Origin of the sequence: Algibacter marinivivus, from assembly GCF_003143755.1 — a bacterium.
GTDB lineage: Bacteria > Bacteroidota > Bacteroidia > Flavobacteriales > Flavobacteriaceae > Algibacter_B > Algibacter_B marinivivus.
The window spans coordinates 662627-681450 of the sequence record NZ_QFRI01000001.1 but is presented as its reverse complement, the minus strand read 5'-3'; the positions used below and the strand labels follow the sequence as shown (position 1 = coordinate 681450).

Annotated in this window: 18 protein-coding genes and 1 tRNA gene; 9 read left to right on the top strand and 10 right to left on the bottom strand. The window is 33.8% G+C overall.

Features of this window, described 5'->3' with window-relative positions; translation table 11 throughout:
- Positions 1-90 precede the first annotated feature (90 nt).
- The 4 genes from DIS18_RS03225 to DIS18_RS03210 form a co-directional block, all read right to left on the bottom strand.
- A complete protein-coding gene (locus DIS18_RS03225; RefSeq protein WP_109351588.1) occupies positions 91-1110 on the bottom strand; it encodes a transporter in 1020 nt (339 codons plus the stop codon).
- Between the two features lie 155 nt (positions 1111-1265).
- Positions 1266-1640: a hypothetical protein gene (locus DIS18_RS03220; RefSeq protein WP_146191789.1), complete on the bottom strand. Its 375-nt coding sequence runs from the start codon at positions 1638-1640 to the stop codon at positions 1266-1268.
- A gap of 79 nt (positions 1641-1719) precedes the next feature.
- Complete coding sequence (locus DIS18_RS03215) at positions 1720-2898, bottom strand: acyl-CoA dehydrogenase family protein (RefSeq protein WP_109351586.1); 1179 nt, start codon at positions 2896-2898, stop codon at positions 1720-1722.
- A gap of 130 nt (positions 2899-3028) precedes the next feature.
- Positions 3029-4117: an SRPBCC family protein gene (locus DIS18_RS03210; protein ID WP_109352569.1), complete on the bottom strand. Its 1089-nt coding sequence runs from the start codon at positions 4115-4117 to the stop codon at positions 3029-3031.
- 76 nt (positions 4118-4193) lie between these two features.
- On the opposite strand from DIS18_RS03210, the gene DIS18_RS03205 reads away from it, so the two are divergent.
- Both DIS18_RS03205 and DIS18_RS03200 read left to right on the top strand, forming a co-directional pair.
- On the top strand, positions 4194-5501 hold the full coding sequence (locus DIS18_RS03205; RefSeq protein ID WP_109351585.1) for an amino acid permease: 1308 nt from the start codon (positions 4194-4196) through the stop codon (positions 5499-5501).
- Positions 5502-6380 (top strand): dimethylarginine dimethylaminohydrolase family protein, encoded by an 879-nt coding sequence (locus tag DIS18_RS03200; protein ID WP_109351584.1) that lies wholly within the window; start codon positions 5502-5504, stop codon positions 6378-6380.
- Here the strand turns inward: DIS18_RS03200 and DIS18_RS03195 are convergent, their stop codons facing one another.
- The 4 genes from DIS18_RS03195 to DIS18_RS03180 form a co-directional block, all read right to left on the bottom strand.
- Entirely contained in the window at positions 6381-7040 is a 660-nt protein-coding gene (locus tag DIS18_RS03195) for a tRNA1(Val) (adenine(37)-N6)-methyltransferase (protein WP_109352568.1), read from the bottom strand.
- A 59-nt stretch (positions 7041-7099) separates the two neighbouring features.
- Positions 7100-7630, bottom strand: coding sequence for a ribosome maturation factor RimM (gene rimM / locus DIS18_RS03190; RefSeq protein ID WP_109351583.1), 531 nt, complete (start codon positions 7628-7630; stop codon positions 7100-7102).
- Positions 7631-7783: 153 nt separating this feature from the next.
- The gene (locus tag DIS18_RS03185; RefSeq protein WP_109351582.1) at positions 7784-8302 is read right to left on the bottom strand and encodes a 30S ribosomal protein S16; all 519 of its coding nucleotides are present in this window, start codon (positions 8300-8302) and stop codon (positions 7784-7786) included.
- A 96-nt stretch (positions 8303-8398) separates the two neighbouring features.
- Entirely contained in the window at positions 8399-9457 is a 1059-nt protein-coding gene (locus DIS18_RS03180) for a lactonase family protein (protein ID WP_109351581.1), read from the bottom strand.
- Between the two features lie 295 nt (positions 9458-9752).
- Between DIS18_RS03180 and dnaE the strand changes: the two genes are divergently transcribed.
- A complete protein-coding gene (dnaE, locus tag DIS18_RS03175; RefSeq protein ID WP_109351580.1) occupies positions 9753-14138 on the top strand; it encodes a DNA polymerase III subunit alpha in 4386 nt (1461 codons plus the stop codon).
- A gap of 125 nt (positions 14139-14263) precedes the next feature.
- Here dnaE and DIS18_RS03170 read toward each other — a convergent pair whose 3' ends face one another.
- Both DIS18_RS03170 and DIS18_RS03165 read right to left on the bottom strand, forming a co-directional pair.
- On the bottom strand, positions 14264-14587 hold the full coding sequence (locus DIS18_RS03170; RefSeq protein WP_109351579.1) for an ArsR/SmtB family transcription factor: 324 nt from the start codon (positions 14585-14587) through the stop codon (positions 14264-14266).
- A complete protein-coding gene (locus DIS18_RS03165; protein WP_109351578.1) occupies positions 14577-15008 on the bottom strand; it encodes an SRPBCC family protein in 432 nt (143 codons plus the stop codon). The genes DIS18_RS03170 and DIS18_RS03165 overlap by 11 nt, the downstream gene beginning before the upstream one ends.
- Before the next feature lie 336 nt (positions 15009-15344).
- On the opposite strand from DIS18_RS03165, the gene trxA reads away from it, so the two are divergent.
- The 6 genes from trxA (at position 15345) to DIS18_RS03135 (ending at position 18659) form a co-directional block, all read left to right on the top strand.
- A complete protein-coding gene (trxA, locus tag DIS18_RS03160; RefSeq protein WP_109351577.1) occupies positions 15345-15662 on the top strand; it encodes a thioredoxin in 318 nt (105 codons plus the stop codon).
- A gap of 93 nt (positions 15663-15755) precedes the next feature.
- Positions 15756-16295 carry a ClpP family protease gene (locus tag DIS18_RS03155; protein ID WP_109351576.1) on the top strand — a complete coding sequence of 180 codons (540 nt, stop codon included), beginning with the start codon at positions 15756-15758 and terminating at the stop codon, positions 16293-16295.
- Between the two features lie 105 nt (positions 16296-16400).
- Positions 16401-17330: a DUF58 domain-containing protein gene (locus tag DIS18_RS03150; RefSeq protein ID WP_109351575.1), complete on the top strand. Its 930-nt coding sequence runs from the start codon at positions 16401-16403 to the stop codon at positions 17328-17330.
- A gap of 141 nt (positions 17331-17471) precedes the next feature.
- Positions 17472-17545, top strand: a tRNA-Asp gene (locus tag DIS18_RS03145).
- Between the two features lie 322 nt (positions 17546-17867).
- Positions 17868-18086, top strand: a complete 219-nt coding sequence (locus tag DIS18_RS03140) for a hypothetical protein (protein WP_109351574.1) — start codon at positions 17868-17870, stop codon at positions 18084-18086.
- Positions 18087-18092: 6 nt separating this feature from the next.
- A complete protein-coding gene (locus tag DIS18_RS03135) occupies positions 18093-18659 on the top strand; it encodes a hypothetical protein (protein ID WP_109351573.1) in 567 nt (188 codons plus the stop codon).
- The last annotated feature ends 165 nt before the right edge of the window (positions 18660-18824 follow it).

Sequence of the window (18824 nt, the reverse complement as noted above, 5' to 3'; positions counted from 1 at the left end):
TTTAAAGATACAATATTGCCAGTAAACATTAAAATGTACAAAAAAAGCATCTTTAAAAAAGATGCTTTTTAAGATTTGAAACAAAAAGGATTAATGGAATGCGTATTGTAAACCAAAGGTTAAATTATAATTCTGTTTTAATTGAATACCATTTAAATCTTGATAAAGCGGTGTGGAAATTTCAGTAGTAAATCGCAAGCCTTTTAGTCCACCACTTGTTACTAAATAGTTTAAACCAAAGCCATAATTAACAAATGTTCCTCCAGAGTTTACAGTATCAGCAGTAGTTACCATCATGGGATTTAATGCGCCGCTAGCACCATCAATTTCATCAACAAACACACCTTCTAGCCTTACCGATACACTTAAGTTATCTCCAATTTTTCCGGCAATCCAGTTATTTAGTTTGTATCGATTTCCAAATTTATAATCTTGGTCATTATCATTAATGTTTATCATTCCTGTAATTTGGTGTCCCCAAGAAAACGTATCGCATTGTCCTAAATACGTCAATCCTAAATTAGCACCAAAAGAACCAGTTCCTAGTTGCATGGGATAAGGTAATTGAACAGCGTTTCCCATAGATACAGGAAGTACATTTTTTTCTTCAATACTTCCAGTTGGAATATTTATACCAATTTGAGCATGCATAGCTTTCCTATTTTTATTGAAAACACTATATAAGGCGCTTACAGAAACATCGCCTAAGCCAGATGTGTTGGTGGTAAATTGGTTACCATTTCGTATTTGTAAATTCATGTCATTCTCTAAATAATTAGCCATAACCATTACAGTTATTTTATCTGAAGGTGCATACATAGTACCAATCATGTGCATATTCATCGTCATATCTAATGGCGCTACCATGTAATTAGAATGTGCCTCTGCTGTTGTAGCGTCATTAGTACCTTGTCTTAATTGGCGCATGTCCATAGTCATGTATCGGTAAGAGAACATAAATTCACCTTTATGGTGTGTGTGGTCTCCCATTACAGAAATAGGTGCATGCCCATCAGGTCTGTTAGATGACCATTTATTGTTTTCTTCTTTTTCTTGCGCAAAAGATAGTGTTGTTGCAACACAAAGTATTGCAATGATTATATTTTTCATTGAGTATTTAAATTAATTGTAAGTGTAATTATTTGGGCGTTACCACAAGGGTCGCGCTATCCGTTTGTAGTTTTGGCTCGATGCTCACCTCGCCAAAAGCTATCACTACTATCGCTAACGCAAAGGCGTCATAAATATTAAAAGTAGCTGTAAAATTACACTAAATCAGGTGGTTGAAACGCACTATAATTGTAGCTATAGTCGTAGAATTTTTGATAAAAAGAATTCTTATCCTTTTCTGAAGTACTCAGCAATTGTGAAGCAGAGATTTTTAAAATACTAACAAATCCTATAGGATAGTTTTCTAACGCTATACGTAGCGAATTCAAAGGATTTGTTTCTTGCTGTTTTTTAATTTCTTTTACTAAATGACATTTACCGTTACATTGGAGTTTAGGCTTGTCTTTATTAATACATAAAAACTCAGCAATATAATCTTGATTAAGTACATATTCAACATAAGGCTGAACAGGTCTTAACATAGCAAGCATGTATAAAAACACGAAAAATATTGCTGTAAACTTATGCAAGAAATATTTTTTTGGCAAATATATAATTAAGATGCCGAATTGTATAAAAACTTGCGAACGAAAATTTAATTTTAACTAGTTATTTAAAAGCATTCAAACCTGTAACGTCCAACCCTGTAATTAACAAATGAATATCATGAGTGCCTTCATAAGTAATAACACTTTCTAGGTTCATAGAATGACGCATGATAGAATATTCCCCAGTTATACCCATGCCACCAAGCATTTGTCTAGCTTCTCGAGCAATATTAATAGCCATATCTACATTATTGCGTTTGGCCATAGATATTTGGGCAGAAGTTGCAGTGCCATTTTCACGCATTACGCCAAGTCTCCAAGCTAAAAGTTGTGCTTTAGTAATTTCGGTAATCATTTCAGCTAATTTTTTTTGTTGTAGCTGAAACTGACCAATGGGTTTTCCAAACTGCATGCGCTCTTTGCTATATCTTAAAGCTGTGTCATAGCAATCCATAGCGGCGCCAATAGCACCCCAAGCAATTCCATAACGTGCAGAATCTAAACAACCAAGAGGTGCTCCTAAACCAGATTTATTTGGTAACAGGTTTTCTTTAGGGATTTTTACATTATCAAAAATAAGTTCACCAGTTGCAGATGCACGCAGCGACCACTTATTATGTGTTTCAGGAGTAGAAAATCCTTCCATACCACGTTCAACAATTAATCCATGAATTCTACCTTCTTCATTTTTAGCCCAAACCACAGCAATTTCACAAAAAGGAGCATTACTAATCCACATTTTTGCACCATTTAAAAGATAGTGGTCACCCATATCTTTAAAATTAGTAGTCATGCCTCCAGGGTTACTTCCATGGTCTGGTTCTGTTAAACCAAAAGAACCAATCCATTCACCAGAAGCTAGTTTAGGTAAATATTTATTACGTTGTGCTTCATTGCCATATTTCCAAATAGGATACATAACTAATGATGATTGAACAGAAGCTGTAGAGCGTACTCCAGAATCTCCACGTTCAATCTCTTGCATGATTAATCCATAACTAATTTGATCTAAACCAGCGCCACCATATTCCATTGGAATGTAAGGTCCAAAAGCTCCAATTTCAGCTAAACCACCAATAATTTGTTTTGGAAATTCTGCTTTTTGAGCATACTCCTCAATGATTGGAGAAACATCGCGTTTTACCCATTCTCGGGCAGCATCACGTACTAATTTATGTTCGTCAGTTAATAATTCATCAAGGTTGTAATAATCTGGTGCTTCAAATAAGTCTGGTTTCATAAAGACTAGGTATTAGTGTGTTTTAAAACAAAATTATCAATAAAAGCATTGTTTTTTTAATAATTCAATATTTTTCATTGCTCAAATTTAACTAAAGCAACTGAATCAGTACCTTTTTTTTTAGAGAATTTTAAAGATTTAGAAATCGGGCAAGTAAACTATGAAAATGATGCACACCTTGTTCTCTTTTAGGTGAATATCGGCCAGATTTATAGAATGAAGAATTAACTCCTTTTTGAACATTTTCTACAATCTCCTCGTCTTCTTTTTCTACTTTTTCTAAACCACTTCCTGCGCCTTGTTCTAATTTAGAAGCATCTAAAATATAAGAGATAAAAGAGACCTTAGTTTTATTAATTGACAGCGGATGAACAATATTTAAAGACAGACCCCAAGGATAAAAATTAAACATCATGTTTGGGAATACCCAATAATAATAGGCTGCAACATTTTTGCCATAATCTATATGGTCTTCTGGTAAATTAAAAGTATGGGTTGCCTCATCTGAATATCCAATTTGAAGATTGCAATATTCGTAAGTTTCTGTTTTATAACTACCATAATCTAATACAGCATCCAAATCGTTATGTACAAATGGCACATGGAATCCCTCTAAATAATTATCACAGTATAGCGCCCAATGTGCATTCACAACAAAATCTTTATTTAAAGATTTGTCTAGTGAAAAATCATCAAAAGGAAGAAATCCAATCCGTTCATTCATTTTATCAATTACTTGCTGAAAATTGAACAATGGATTTAACCCTGCAAACAATAAGCTCCCCCATTTTATTAATGGGAATTCATGTAAATTATCACATGGCTTTGGGAAATTAAGCACTTCCTTAAATTCTGGCATAAATTCAAACTCACCTTTAAGGTTAAATTTTCTACCATGATAACCACAGATTAATTTTTTTTGCTTTCCAGAGTTTAAGACTACTAAGTTTCCTCTATGTGTGCAGACATTCGAAAGACAATTTATTTTATTATCTCCGTCACGAGTTAATAATAATGGTTCAGACAGAAAGTTTTCTAATAATACAAAAGGATATACAGATTCAGGTTCATTCAATAAGCATTCATCACCTATAAACTGCCATGAATTAAGAAACACTTGATTTTTTAAAGTCTCAAAAGTGTTTTTGTTTTTATAAAAAATAGCGGGAAGTGTTTCAGCTTTTCTAATATCTGAATCAATAGTATATTTCTTGGTCATAAATAATATAATTGTACATTCGCTTTTCGTCCCTAATTTACTCAATATAATTTTTACCGCTTTCAAAACCAACCAAATGAATTCTCAGACACAAAAAATTGGATTAATTACTGCTACTTCATACGTAATTGGAGGTATGATTGGGGCTGGAATTTTTGTTATACCAGCTATACTTGCTCCATATGGCAGCATAAGTTTTTTAGGTTGGTTGTTTACCGCAGCTGGAGCATTAATTTTAGCAAAGATTTTTGGCAATTTCAGTAAAATAATAAAAGATAAAAGTGGAGGTCCATATGCCTATTCTAAAGCTGGTTTTGGGAACTTTATAGGCTTCTTAGTAGCTTGGGGTTATTGGATATCAATTTGGGTTAGTAATGCAGCACTTGCTATAACTGTTATTGGCGCCTTAAGTTTCTTTTTTCCAGTGCTTGAAAGTGATAGTGTAATTAGGGTGTTATCAGGACTGTCTATAGTTTGGTTTCTTACTTGGATTAATGCAAGAGGAATTAAGGATTCAGGTAAATTTCAAGTTATTACAACCATTTTAAAATTATTACCTCTGTTTTTTGTAATAATAGCGGGTCTATTTTTATTTGATATTAATAATTTTCCAGCATTTAATTTAACAGGAGAAAGTGATTTTCCAGTAATACCAATTGTTGCAGCAGCAACTTTGTATGCTTTTTTAGGGCTGGAATCTGCTTCTGTGCCAGCTGCGGATATTAAAAATCCTGATAAAAATATACCTAAAGCAACCTTCTTTGGAACAATGATTGTCGCTTTAGTTTATATCTTAAGTACATTTGTTCTTTTTGGCGTTTTACCTATGGATGTACTGGCTTCATCTCCCTCTCCATTTGCAGATGCTGCAAGACTTATTGGAGGTGATTTTGGCGGGTATTTTGTTGCTGGAGGAATTGTAATATCTGCAATAGGCTGCCTTAATGTTGGTGTGTTGTTTACGGGTCAAATACCAATGGCTGCATCCCAAGATCAACTGTTTCCTAAAATATTTGGAAAACAAAATAAAAATGGTGCTCCTGTATTTGGATTAATTATTGGGGGTTTACTTACTACAGCTATAATGTTAATGAATTTGTCTGACGGACTTGTAGATCAGTTTAAATTTATTGCAAATATTGTTGTCTTTTCAAATCTTATTCCATATTTGTTCGTATCGGCAGCCTATGTTCTTGTTTTAATTGAAAGAAAAATTCAAGTTAAAAACTGGATTAAAGTGCTAACCTTAAGTTTGCTAGGAATTGCTTACTCACTTTGGGCTATTTACGGAGCTGGAGAAGAAAGCGCTCTTTTTGGATTATTATTATTGTTATTAGGAATCCCTGTTTTTGTTATTATGCAATGGAATAAACGTGAGAAATAAATGAAAACAACACGTCATTCAGAATACAAAAAGCTAGAATCGGTATATATTAAACCAGCAATAAATGCTTTTATATCTGATGTTCATTTAGAAAATCAATGGCAGAAACTAAATTATCTGTCTCGTCCAGATTTTGAAAAGGCATTAGCAGAATATTCACTATTTCAGAAATATCTACTGGATAATAATATAAAAGTTGAACACTTTCCATTCAATCAAAATGTGCAGATTGATTCAATTTACTGTAGAGATGCATCTATAGCTACAGATTTTGGGATGATTATTTGCAATATGGGGAAAGGAGGACGAATTAATGAACCACAATCTCAACTAGAAGTTTATAAAGAAAATAATATCCCAATATTAGGAATTATTGAAGCACCTGGAACTTTAGAAGGTGGTGATGTGGCTTGGTTAGATGATAAAACATTAGCTGTTGGCCATACGTATAGAACTAATTTAGAAGGGATTAATCAGCTTAAATTGTTATTAGAGCCAAAAGGTATTGAAGTTGTAATTGCTGAATTACCACATTATAAAGGCAAAAATGATGTATTTCATTTAATGAGTATTTTAAGTCCTGTTGATAAAGATTTAGCAGTCGTGTATTCTCCTTTAATGCCTGTAAAATTTAGAAATGACTTATTGCGAAGAGGTTTTGAATTGATTGAAGTTCCAGATGAAGAATTTGAATCTATGGGTTGCAATGTATTGGCAGTTGCACCAAGAAAATGTATTATGGTTAAAGGCAATCCAAAAACTCAAAAATTATTAGAACAAGCTGGATGTGAAGTCACTTTGTATAAAGGTGAAGATATTAGTATTAAAGGAGGCGGCGGACCGACTTGCTTAACTAGACCATTAGATAGGTCTAGTTAATTACATTTTCAAGTAGAAATCTTTGGTTAAATTAATGTACTTGTCTGTGTATTGATGTCTTTCTGTTTCAATAGTTAACTCCTCATTAGATATTTCGCTTTCGCTGAATGAGAATTCTAATAAACTTCGTTTTATTTCAGATTGAGGACTGCCTTTAACCTGTAGTTTTCTATTAAGGAATAAGTGGTGTTTTGAAGCTAAAGCTATAAATTGAGATTCTTCTTTGAAAGGAATAACTACTGAAAAGACACCGTTTTTAGATAGTAATTTAGAAATACTTTCTAGTAAGTGTTCAAAAGGCATGGCGTCTTGGAATCGCGCTAAGTCTCGTTGTTTATTGTCTGTTTTAAAATTTTCAGAATAAAAAGGAGGGTTGCAAATAATTAGATCATATTCGTCTTCTATTTCTTCAATAAATTCTTTTAATGAAGCATGATAACAAAATAGTCTGTCTCCCCACTGTGATTGTTCAAAATTATTAACACATTGTTCAAAAGCTTGGGCGTCAATTTCTAATGCATCTATTACTTCTGCATGACTTCTTTGTGCCATCATAAGTGATAAAATGCCAGTTCCAGATCCAATGTCTAAAATAGAAAACGGATTTTTTTCTAAAGAAGTCCAAGCCCCCAATAATACACCATCAGTTCCAATTTTCATGGCACATTGATCTTGGTTTATTGTAAAATCTTTAAATTTAAATGGTTTTTTAGACACGATTATTCTTCTAAATATAAATCAATTAAACCCTCTGGAGTCTCAACAATAATAGTTTTGTTGTCTCTATCAACTTTTACAATAAATTCATCATTCATTGGGATTAGAATTTCTATCCCATTACGGTCTATTTCGAAAAGTGATTGCGCGGTTGAATCGTTAATAGCTTTAATAATCCCAACGTCTCCGAAGTTTTTATCTGTAATGGTAAATCCAATCACCTCATGAAAGTAAAATTTATCACCTTCTAGTTTTGGTAATAAATCTAAAGGCAAATACAAACCACTTTTCATAATGGCATCAGCATCTGATTCTGTATCTACATCTTCAAATTTAATACGAAGTAATTCAGATTTGTGTAGTTGAGAACGTTCAATAAAAAAAGGTACAAGGTTGTTTCTTAATTCTAAAAATATAGCATCAAGGTTTTCGTAAAGCTCTGGTTGGTCAGTATCTAGTTTAGCTAAAACTTCACCTTTAAAACTATATTTTTTTACAATTTTTCCTATGTAAAAACAATCTTCTTTTTTCATGAAAAATTTTTAATTTTTCATCCTGAACTAGTTTTCAGGATCTTATTCCTTGATTTTAAAGATGCTGAAATAAATTCAGCATAATGCAAAACAATTTTGCATAAAAAACTCCGATATTTCTATCGGAGTTTAAAAGTATAAAAAATTATTTTTTTATTCTTCTTCGTTTGAAGCTTCAGCCTCAGCAGCAGGAGCTTCTTCAGCTACCTCTTCTTCAACAGGAGCAGGAGCAGCCGCAGCTATTCTTGCTTCATTAACAGCTTTTTCAGCAGCTAGAGCGTCAGCCTTTGCTTTTGCTTCTTCTTTTGTTAAGCCATCAGCTTTAGCTTGGATTTTGGCTTCTTTTTCTTCTAACCAAGCAGTAAATTTAGCTTCTGCTTGCTCTTCAGTTAAAGCACCTTTTCTAACACCACCTGCAAGGTGATTTTTTAACATGGCTCCTTTGTAAGACAATAATGTCTTAGCAGTATCAGTTGGTTGTGCACCATTCTGTAACCATTTTACAGCCCCATCAACGTTTAATTCAACAGTTGCTGGGTTTGTGTTTGGATTGTAAGCACCTAATTTTTCTAGGTATTTACCATCTCTTTTTGAACGTGCATCAGCTGCTACGATCCAGTAGTAAGGTTTTCCTTTTTTACCGTGTCTTTGTAATCTAATCTTTACTGGCATAATAATTAATTATTTGAGGTTCTCGACCTCGGTTATTAATGAGGGCGCAAATATACCATATTTTTTTAAAAACTAATACTTTAATTAAATACGAATTTAAAATAATAAACAAACAGGTTCTGGAACTTTAAAATCACTTAAGTAAGTGAGTGTACCAGCTTTTTTATCAATACTAAATACTGCTATGTTTTCAGTTCTCATATTAGCAACCAATAGAAATTTACCTGTTGGATCTATAGTAAAATTACGCGGCCAATCACCATGAACCGACATACTCTGTATTTTATTAAGTTTTCCATTTGTTGTATTGCGTTGAAAAACAGCAATGGTATTTTCGCCACGATTGGAACCGTATACAAAACGCTCATCTTTAGATATGTGAATGTCTGCACACTTATTAAATTCAGTAAATCCAGGCTCTAAAGTACTGTCTTCATCAATTTCTTTGAATCCTTTTTTTGTTCTTTTAATGGTAGTAATTGTAGCACCATATTCATTAATAAGGTAAATAAATTTGCCGTCTTTAGTTAGTTTAAAATGTCGAGGACCGGGATTTCCTTTTGTTTTTATAATAGCTTCAGAATTTAATTTATAGTCATTACCATCTAATATGTATTGATAAATGGCATTTCTACCCAAATCGGCAACAAATAATTCGTCTTTAAAAAACAAAGCAGAATGTGCGTGAGATTTTCTATCAGCACTATTTTGATTAAAAACCTGACTAGCTTCAGCTAAACTCCCATCTTCATTTACAGGATAAATAGCAATATTGCCTCCAACGTAGTTTGAAACTGAAATCGTTTCACCGTCCTCACGAATTGAAATATGACATGGACCTTTTCCCATACTACTTACTCGCGTTAATAAAACCAAACTTCCATCATCTTTTATTTTGTAGGAAGAAATAAATCCGCTTTCACTACCATTCGTAGAATATAAATATTTCTTGTCTGGTGAATACGTTAAAAATGAAGGGTTATCTATTGATATAGCTAGTTTTAAGTTGCTTAATTGTCCTGTTTCGGTATTAAAATTCACTTTATAAATTCCTTTGCTATTTCCTTTTGTATAAGTGCCCACATACAATTGCACAGTCTGTGAAAAGCAGTTTGAAGTGAATGTAAGCATTAAGAGAAGTACGAATGATTTCATGATAACTGTTAAATATTAAAAATCTAATTTATGATAAATTATTTTAAATAATGGCTTTAAATGTTAATGTCTTTTAATACAATTAAATCGGCTATTGATACTGAAAAAAGTACAAGAAAAATTAGTGTCATCAAATATTAATAAACGGTTAAGAAAAACACAATCCCATTTGGGTTGCATTTTTTGTTTACAACTGTTTATAACTTCATTTTAAAAAAGTACAAATTCTACCTATTTTTATATGCTCGACATTTGTGGCTAAACAAATAGGCAATTCAACCCATAAACATAGGACATGTACTTAATTTTCGATACTGAAACCACCGGATTACCAAAACGTTGGGATGCACCAATTACAGATACTGATAATTGGCCAAGGTGTATTCAAATCGCGTGGCAACTCCACGATGCTATGGGTAATTGTATTGAAAGTCAAGATTATTTGGTGCAACCAGAAGGTTTTAATATTCCTTATGATGCAGAGAAAATCCACGGTATTTCTACCGAATTAGCCCAAGAACAAGGTATACCTTTGGCTGAGGTTTTAGAGAAGTTTAATGAAGCTTTAGTTAAAACTAAGTTTGTTGTTGGGCAAAATGTAAAGTTCGATTTAAACATTATGGGTGCGGAATTTGTTCGTGGTGATGTTGAAAACCCTTTGCAAGAACTCCCCGTTTTAGATACTTGTACTGAGCATACAGCAGGTTTGTGCCAAATTCCTGGAGGACGTTATGGGAAGTTTAAATTACCAACATTAACAGAGCTTCATGAGTTTTTATTTAACGTGCCTTTTTCTGAAGCTCATAATGCTACTGCCGATGTTGAGGCTACTACGCGTTGTTTTTTCGAGTTGATTCGTTTAGGTGAATACACCAAAGAACAATTAGATGTTGCTCCTGATTATTTTGAAAATTTCAAAAAAGAGAATCCAGATACCATTCAAACCATTGGATTAAAGCACATCAATCTTAAAAAGGAAAGTGCTAAAATTCGAGAACGCATTGAAAAGGCAAAATCTGGAATTTCTACAGAAGATATTAAACAAAACGCATCCGATTTAGCGGATGTTGAGTTTGTGCATTTGCATAACCATTCGCAATTTTCGGTGTTACAATCTACTATGAGTGTTTCGGATATTGTTGCTGCTGCAGGAGAACATAATATGCCAGCTGTAGCCTTAACCGATCATGCAAATATGATGGGTGCCTTTCACTTTGTAAATGCCGTTAATAAAGCGAATAAAAGCATTAAAGAAAAAATAGCTGAAGCTGAGGAAAAAGGTGAAAGCACAGATGTAAAATTGATAAAACCTATTGTCGGTTGTGAGTTTTTTGTATGCGAAGACCATACGGATAAAACGAGAAAAGATAATGGCTACCAAATTGTGTTACTCGCAAAAAACAAAAATGGCTATCATAATTTAGCAAAATTATCGTCTCATGCCTTTGTTGATGGCTTCTACTATTTACCGAGAATTGATAAAAAATTGATTCAGCAGTATAAAGAAGATTTAATTGTTCTTACAGGAAATTTATATGGCGAAGTCCCTAGTAAGGTTTTAAATATTGGCGAAAATCAAGCTGAAGAAGCTTTATTGTGGTGGAAAGAAGAATTTGGAGACGATTTGTATGTAGAGCTCATGCGGCATAATCAAGAGGATGAAAATCGTGTAAATCCAACTTTAATTAAGTTGGCAAAAAAACATGATGTTAAGCTAGTAGCATCAAATAATACGTATTACAGAAAACAAGAAGACGCCAATGCACATGATATTTTATTATGTGTGAAAGATGGTGAAAAACAAGCTACACCAATCGGAAGAGGTCGTGGTTACCGTTATGGATTACCAAATCAAGAATATTATTTTAAGTCGCCAGATGCCATGAAAAAATTGTTTCAGGACGTTCCTGAAGCAATTATAAATGTGCAGGAAGTTGTCGATAAAATTGAAGCCTTTCAATTGGCTCGTGATGTGTTATTACCTGCGTTTGATATTCCTAATGAATTCAAACATGATGAAGATTTGGCTGATGGCGGCAAGCGTGGAGAAAACGCTTATTTGAAACATTTGGTTTATGTAGGTGCTAAAAAACGATACGGCGAAGAACTTTCAGAAGAAGTAAAAGAACGACTCGATTTTGAGTTATCTGTAATTGAAAACACAGGTTATCCAGGATATTTCTTAATTGTTGAAGATTTTATTCGCGAAGCCAGAAATATGGATGTTTCGGTAGGTCCTGGGCGTGGTTCAGCTGCTGGTTCTGTAGCGGCTTATTGCTTATGGATTACAAATATTGACCCGTTGAAGTACGATTTACTTTTTGAGCGTTTCTTAAATCCAGATCGTATTAGTATGCCCGATATTGATATCGATTTTGATGATGAAGGTCGTGGACGTGTCATGCAATACGTTATTGATAAATATGGTTCAAATCAAGTAGCGCAAATTATTACTTACGGTACGATGGCTGCAAAATCGTCCATTCGAGATACAGCGCGTGTACTAGATTTACCATTATTTGATGCCGATAGAATTGCGAAATTGATTCCGACCATGTCTAAACTTGGGAAGATTTTTGGTTTAGATGAAAAAGAATTGGGGAAGAAGTTTAGGGCTGAAGATTTAGAAAAAGTAAACGAGCTTCTAAATATTGCAGATGGTTCAGATTTGCAAGCTGAAACTGTAAATCTTGCTAGAAGTCTTGAAGGTTCTGTTAGAAATACAGGAATTCATGCCTGTGGTGTTATCATCACGCCAGATGATATTACCAAGTTTGTGCCTGTAGCAACTGCAAAAGATTCAGATTTGTATGTCACACAGTTTGATAACTCGGTTGTGGAAGATGCTGGATTACTGAAAATGGATTTCTTGGGTTTAAAAACGCTGACCTTAATTAAAGACACAGTTAAAATCGTAAAAGCAAAGCATGATATCCAATTAGACCCAGAGAATTTTCCTTTAGATGACGAAGAAACTTATGCCTTATTCCAACGAGGTGAAACCGTTGGGGTCTTCCAATACGAATCGCCTGGGATGCAAAAACACCTTCGGGATTTAAAACCTACGGTTTTTGAAGATTTAATTGCGATGAATGCTTTGTACCGTCCAGGACCAATGGAATATATTCCGAGTTTTGTTCGTAGAAAACATGGCGATGAGGACATTGAGTACGATTTGCCAGCGATGGAAGAATACCTAAAGGAAACTTATGGTATTACGGTATATCAAGAGCAAGTAATGTTACTGTCTCAAAGTCTTGCAGGTTTTACAAAAGGTGAAGCCGATGTACTCCGTAAAGCGATGGGTAAAAAGCAAATTGCGGTTTTGGATAAAATGAAACCTAAGTTTATTGAGCAAGCCAGTGCAAACGGACATGATGCTAAAATTCTTGAAAAAGTTTGGAAAGATTGGGAAGCTTTTGCGAGTTACGCCTTTAATAAATCACACTCCACATGTTATGCGTGGATTGCCTACCAAACGGCGTATTTAAAAGCGCATTATCCTGCGGAATATATGGCTGCGGTGCTTTCCAATAACATGAATGACATCAAGCAAGTTACTTTCTTTATGGAAGAATGTAAACGTATGAAGTTGGACGTTTTAGGGCCAGATGTAAATGAAAGTTACTATAAATTTTCTGTAAATAAAGATGGTGCGGTGCGTTTTGGTATGGGAGCTATAAAAGGTGTTGGTCATGGTGCAGTAATGACTATTGTGGAGCATAGAAAAGAAGACGGACATTACAGTTCTATTTTCGATTTTGCAAAACGTATTGATTTACGAGCCGCTAATAAAAAAGCCTTTGAAAATTTAGCCTATGCAGGTGGTTTTGATGGTTTTGGCGATATACATCGTGCGCAATATTTTCATGATGATGGCGATGGAATTACCTTTTTAGAAAAGGCCATAAAGTTTGCCCAAAAGTATAAAGAGAATAAAAATTCTGCACAGATAGACATGTTTGGAGAGCAGAGTAGTGTGCAATTTTCTGAACCTGAAGTGCCACCATGTGAAGAATGGGGCACTATGAAAACTTTGAGTAAAGAGCGTGAAGTTGTCGGGGTTTATATTTCTGGTCATCCGTTGGATGATTTTAAAACCGAAATGAAGACATTTTGTAATGCCACCGTTGGGATGTTTAATAATTTAGAACCTTATGTGAATCGTGAATTGGTGTTTGGAGGTGTGGTTACCGATGTACAACATCGTGTGAGCAAGCAAGGAAAAGGTTGGGCATTATTTACGATAGAAGATTATACTGATAGTTACGAGTTTAGAATTTTTGGTGAAGAATATTTAAAATACAGGCACTTTTTATTACAGAACAATTTTGTGTTTGTAAAAAGCTTTGTGCGTGAAGGATGGACCAATAAAGACACAGGTAAAAAGAGCGATCCAAGATTACAGTTTAATAGTTTTCAATTGTTGCATGATGTGATGGAACAATATGCTAAAAAACTATCGATACAGGTCGATATTAAAGATTTAACGGAACAAAAAATAATAGCCTTAAAAGAGTTGTTGCACATGCATCCTGGGAATCAAGCATTGAATTTTTTGGTTTATGATATGAATGAAAAGATGAAATTGAGCATGTCTAGTAGAAGACAGAAAGTTAAAGTGTCTCAGGAGCTATTGAGTGAGTTGGAGGCACAGGATGTGAGGTTTAAGTTGAATTAGGTTATAGTTTTAGCGTCATTTTGAGCTTTTTCATGAAAAAAAAGCGTGAGAATCTGTTAATTCTATCATCGAAATTATCATGAACAAATTGTCATGTCTTACCTCTATTATGATGAAGAGTTTAATTAGCTTTTTTCATCCAAATAATCCCCCAAACTACTCAATTTATCATCCCAGAATTGCTCATAGAACTTCATCCATTTGTTAAGGTCTTGTAGTTCTTTTGGGTTGGCATTACAAAAGCGTTCTCTTCCTTGTGAGTTAATATAGACTAACCCCGCTTCTTCTAAAGTTTTAATGTGTTTGGTGACGCCTTGGCGGGTCATTTCAAACTGATTTGAGATTTGAGTGATTGATAATGCCGAGGTTGCAATCACCAAGGCATGAAAAATATCACGCCTTGTTGGGTCTGCAATGGCTTTAAAAAGTCTGGTGATTTTATCCTGCATTTACTGTTTCTTTTAAATAGCTAGTTAAACCATTAATACAATTGTCCCATCCGCCATTAAAGCTTTCGAACATTTCAATAGCCGTTTCGCCTGCGTATTTTGAAATACCGGTGTGTTCTAGGGTCAGTTTTGTGCCTTCTGCTGTGGATTCTAGTTCCCATTTTACAGTGGTTTCTGTTTCTGTTCCACCAACAATCCATGTGTAAACTAAAACATAAGGATTTGCTTCTAATATTTCTCCACCAATTGTGTTACAACCTTTTTCGTTTGGAGGGGAAGTGAATAGGTATTTATATCCTTTTTCGGCTTTAAAATCGGCTGGAATAAACCATGTTGAGATTTCTTCGGCTTTTGTAATGGCATTCCATACTTGGTCTATAGCGTGATTAAAAATCACTTCTTTTTTGATTGAATCTTTCATTATAGTTAGGTTTTTTGATTAATATGCAACTTTATGGTTGCTAAATTAAAGTAAATAAATTTAATACGCAACTTTTTAGTTGCTTAACTAAAATTTCAATTGGTGTTCTGCACTCGCGCAAGGGATAGTAGAGGAAAGCCCACAGCGATCCCGATAGGTGGGAGCGAGGACTTGTAACGGATAGCCCGACCCTTGTGGTTGCGCCCAAATTATAGAAATAAACCTAACTGATGCCGTTATAGGGAAAACAAATTGTTGGTTTGTAAGCTTTGGAATATTTTTTGACTAAATTTGTGTTATTAAAACGAATTAAGAACATATTAAAATATAAATATTATGGCATTAGAGATTACAGATGCAACGTTTGAAGAAACGGTTTTAAAGAGCGACAAACCAGTATTGGTTGATTTTTGGGCAGCTTGGTGTGGACCTTGTAGAATGGTTGGACCAATTATTGAACAAATTAGCGATGAATACGAAGGTAAAGCTGTTGTAGGAAAGGTTGATGTGGATGCGAACCAAGAGTTTGCTGCTAAATATGGTGTGCGTAACATACCTACTGTTTTAGTTTTTCAAAACGGAGAGGTAGTTGGAAGACAAGTTGGTGTTGCACCAAAAAATGCTTACACAGAAGCTATTGACGGACTTTTATAGAAAGTTTAATAAAAAGAAAGTTAAAAGGTTTGCCATAATGGTGAACCTTTTTTTATTTTAGATGCTTAGTAGTTAATAAAAAGATATTTAGATATGAGTAAATTGAAAATACAGGATGCTATTGATAGCAAATTAATTGAGCAACGTAAGGTGTTTTTATGGGGTCAGGTGGATGATAAATCGGCTAAACATGTGATTGATAGATTGCTTTATTTGGATGCTCTGGAAACAGCAGATATCCATTTATATATTAACAGTCCTGGTGGTTATGTAACCTCTGGTTTTGCGATGTATGACTGTATAAAATCTTTAAAAAGTGATGTATCGACTATTTGTACAGGATTGGCGGCTTCGATGGGGTCTATTTTGTTATCGGTTGGTACTAAAGGGAAGCGTTTTATCCAGCCTCATGCACGAGTGATGATTCATCAACCTAGTGGTGGTGCTCGAGGACAAGCTAGTGATATTGAAATTACAGCTCAAGAGATTTTGAAAACGAAGGAGTTAAGTGCTAAAATTTTGGCTGATAATTGCGGACAGGATTTTGATAAAGTGATGAAAGATTTTAATAGAGACCATTGGATGGGTGCAGAGGAATCTGTGGCTTATGGGATTGTTGATGGTGTTATCTAATTTTTTAGAGAAGAGAAAATAGAAAAGAGAATAAAGATGAGTACCATTTTTGTTTGAAGTCTTGTTTTTTAATTCTAATAGCGAAGCGGTTTAGTATTTTATTAAATGAATTTACGAAGCGAACTAAATAAAGCAGAGGGTTTTAAAAATCTTGAGCTACTTGCAAAACAGGTGGTTGAGGGTTTTATTGCTGGTATGCATAAGAGTCCGTTTCATGGGTTTTCGGCAGAATTTGCGGAACATAAAATTTATAATCAAGGTGAAAGTACGCGTCATATCGATTGGAAGCTGTTTGCAAAAACGGATAAGCTTTATACGAAGCGTTATGATGATGAAACCAATTTACGCTGTCATATTATATTAGATAATAGTAGCTCGATGCATTACCCGAAACTGGATTCGTTTTCGATTGATAGTTTAAATAAAGTTGGGTTTTCAGCATTGGCAGCAGCCTCGTTAATGCATATTTTGAAAAAACAACGAGATGCTGTTGGGCTAAGCATTTATAGTGATAACTATGATTATTATGCGCCTGAGAAGGGTAGTGAACGCCATCATCAAATGTTGTTGAATCATTTGAGTGAAGCTGTAGTTTCTAAACCTTTGAATAAACAAACAGAGACGTATAAATACTTGCATGAAATAGCAGAAAAAATTCATAGACGCTCGATGATATTTTTATTTACGGATATGTTTCAAACTACGGAAGATGAGGTAAAGTTATTTGAAGCATTACGTCATTTAAAGTATAATAAGCATGAGGTGGTTTTGTTTCATGTGTTTGATAAAGCCAAAGAATTAAACTTCGATTTTGATAACAAACCAAAACGGTTTATTGATGTTGAAACAGGTGAGTATATTAATTTGTATGCGGATTCTATAAAAGAAAGTTATAGTAAAACGGTTGATTCGTATTTTGAAGCGTTACGTTTAAAATGTGCGCAGTACAAAATAAAATATGTTGAAGCTGATATTAATAAGGATTTTAATAACATCTTGACCACTTATATGGTAGAGCGTCAAAAGTTTGTTTAAGGACGATTAAGTTGAAAATTAAATGATTATAAAAGCCTTCCTTTTTTAGAGAATATATATTTTAAATATTATTTAAAAAACTTCAAAAAAGGTTTGAGATATAAAAAAAGGCGTGTATATTTGCAACCGCAATAATGCAACGGTCTGGTAGTTCAGTTGGTTAGAATGTCGCCCTGTCACGGCGAAGGTCGCGGGTTCGAGTCCCGTCCAGACCGCAAAAATTGCAAAAAGAAAGCTCTGAGAAATTAGGGCTTTTTTTGGTAATTAAAAGAAGTTGTGTTGTCCTAGAGGTGTCTAGGATGTAGTTTGCCAAAGCAATTTGGTAATCCAATGGAAAGCTTTCCTTTTTCGAGTTATCGAAATTGTGAAGCTTTTTTGTTTTTCTGATAGTTTGCAAAAGGGTTTGTGTTTTTATAACTTTATTATTTACACTATTTGTAAGCTAGAGTCAAAGTAAAGTCTTAGACTTTTTTAATATGTGACCTTCGTTTAAGATTTGTGTCTAAAACAACAGTTAACTAAATTTAATCTTAAATTATGAAAAAAATCATCATTCTTTTGTCTATACTTATTTTAAGTTGTGGCAATAAAAAAGAGAAAACAGTTAGTGAAGAATTAACTAAAACTGAAATTACTGAGTTAAAACAAGAGATAGATTCTATTGAGGCGATTACAGGTGAGATTAAGAAAACTGAAGAAAGTATAGAGGCTTCGATTAAAAAGTTAGATAAAATGTTAAACGAAATAGAAAACTAATTTATTATGAAAAATACATTAAAATTATTTTTAACTATTGTATCGCTATTTAGTTTTGTGGCGATAGGTTTTGCTCAAAAACCTGAACATGCAGGTAAAAAAGAAAAAGTAGAAAAGAAAATCAAGAAGGAAAAGAAAAATGTAAAAGAGGATATCGATAAAGATATAAAGGAAAAGAAGGATAAAGCTGAAAAAAAGATAAAAAAGAATAAGGAAAAAGCTGAAGAAACAGTCGAGAATCTTGAAAAGGATGGAAATGCCTATGGAAAAGATAAATATGGGTTAGAAGGTAAAGCTTATGGACAGGAGCGTGCTAGACAAGCTAAACTAAAAAAGGATGAGAATGTAAAGCAGTTAGAAAGTACACTTGAAAAAGGTAAGTCTAAAGTTAATGATGCCAGAGAAAAAGTCAGAATAGCTAAGGAAAAACTTGAAGCTAAAAAGAAGCAAGGTAAATTAACAAATAAAGAATTTGATGAAGAGATGCAGGAGATAGAAGCCTTAGAAAATGAAGTAGAAATACTAGACGAAAAGGTGAAAAAAGTGAAACGACTAAAGATGACTGATAAATAATATAATTTATTTAAGTATCAATGAGTCCAGAAAAGGCTAATCCAAGTGATTAGCCTTTTTTAATTTCAAAAATAATTATTTTTTATTGGATTGCTTAAAAAGTTATTTATAACCATTCACAGATACATCGTGTAGTAAAAATCTTTTTGTTTTTTAAAAATAGTT

Bases quoted from the DNA above. Each gene is read 5' to 3' on its own strand.
- DIS18_RS03185 (WP_109351582.1), bottom strand. From the start codon at position 8,302: ATGCCAGTAAAGATTAGATTACAAAGACACGGTAAAAAAGGAAAACCT.
- DIS18_RS03225 (WP_109351588.1), bottom strand. From the start codon at position 1,110: ATGAAAAATATAATCATTGCAATACTTTGTGTTGCAACAACACTATCT.
- DIS18_RS03195 (WP_109352568.1), bottom strand. From the start codon at position 7,040: ATGAAAATTGGAACTGATGGTGTATTATTGGGGGCTTGGACTTCTTTA.
- DIS18_RS03170 (WP_109351579.1), bottom strand. From the start codon at position 14,587: ATGCAGGATAAAATCACCAGACTTTTTAAAGCCATTGCAGACCCAACA.
- trxA (WP_109351577.1), top strand. From the start codon at position 15,345: ATGGCATTAGAGATTACAGATGCAACGTTTGAAGAAACGGTTTTAAAG.
- rimM (WP_109351583.1), bottom strand. From the start codon at position 7,630: ATGAAAAAAGAAGATTGTTTTTACATAGGAAAAATTGTAAAAAAATAT.
- DIS18_RS03155 (WP_109351576.1), top strand. From the start codon at position 15,756: ATGAGTAAATTGAAAATACAGGATGCTATTGATAGCAAATTAATTGAG.
- dnaE (WP_109351580.1), top strand. From the start codon at position 9,753: ATGTACTTAATTTTCGATACTGAAACCACCGGATTACCAAAACGTTGG.
- DIS18_RS03200 (WP_109351584.1), top strand. From the start codon at position 5,502: ATGAAAACAACACGTCATTCAGAATACAAAAAGCTAGAATCGGTATAT.
- DIS18_RS03150 (WP_109351575.1), top strand. From the start codon at position 16,401: ATGAATTTACGAAGCGAACTAAATAAAGCAGAGGGTTTTAAAAATCTT.
- DIS18_RS03180 (WP_109351581.1), bottom strand. From the start codon at position 9,457: ATGAAATCATTCGTACTTCTCTTAATGCTTACATTCACTTCAAACTGC.
- DIS18_RS03205 (WP_109351585.1), top strand. From the start codon at position 4,194: ATGAATTCTCAGACACAAAAAATTGGATTAATTACTGCTACTTCATAC.
- DIS18_RS03215 (WP_109351586.1), bottom strand. From the start codon at position 2,898: ATGAAACCAGACTTATTTGAAGCACCAGATTATTACAACCTTGATGAA.
- DIS18_RS03210 (WP_109352569.1), bottom strand. From the start codon at position 4,117: ATGACCAAGAAATATACTATTGATTCAGATATTAGAAAAGCTGAAACA.
- DIS18_RS03135 (WP_109351573.1), top strand. From the start codon at position 18,093: ATGAAAAATACATTAAAATTATTTTTAACTATTGTATCGCTATTTAGT.
- DIS18_RS03165 (WP_109351578.1), bottom strand. From the start codon at position 15,008: ATGAAAGATTCAATCAAAAAAGAAGTGATTTTTAATCACGCTATAGAC.
- DIS18_RS03140 (WP_109351574.1), top strand. From the start codon at position 17,868: ATGAAAAAAATCATCATTCTTTTGTCTATACTTATTTTAAGTTGTGGC.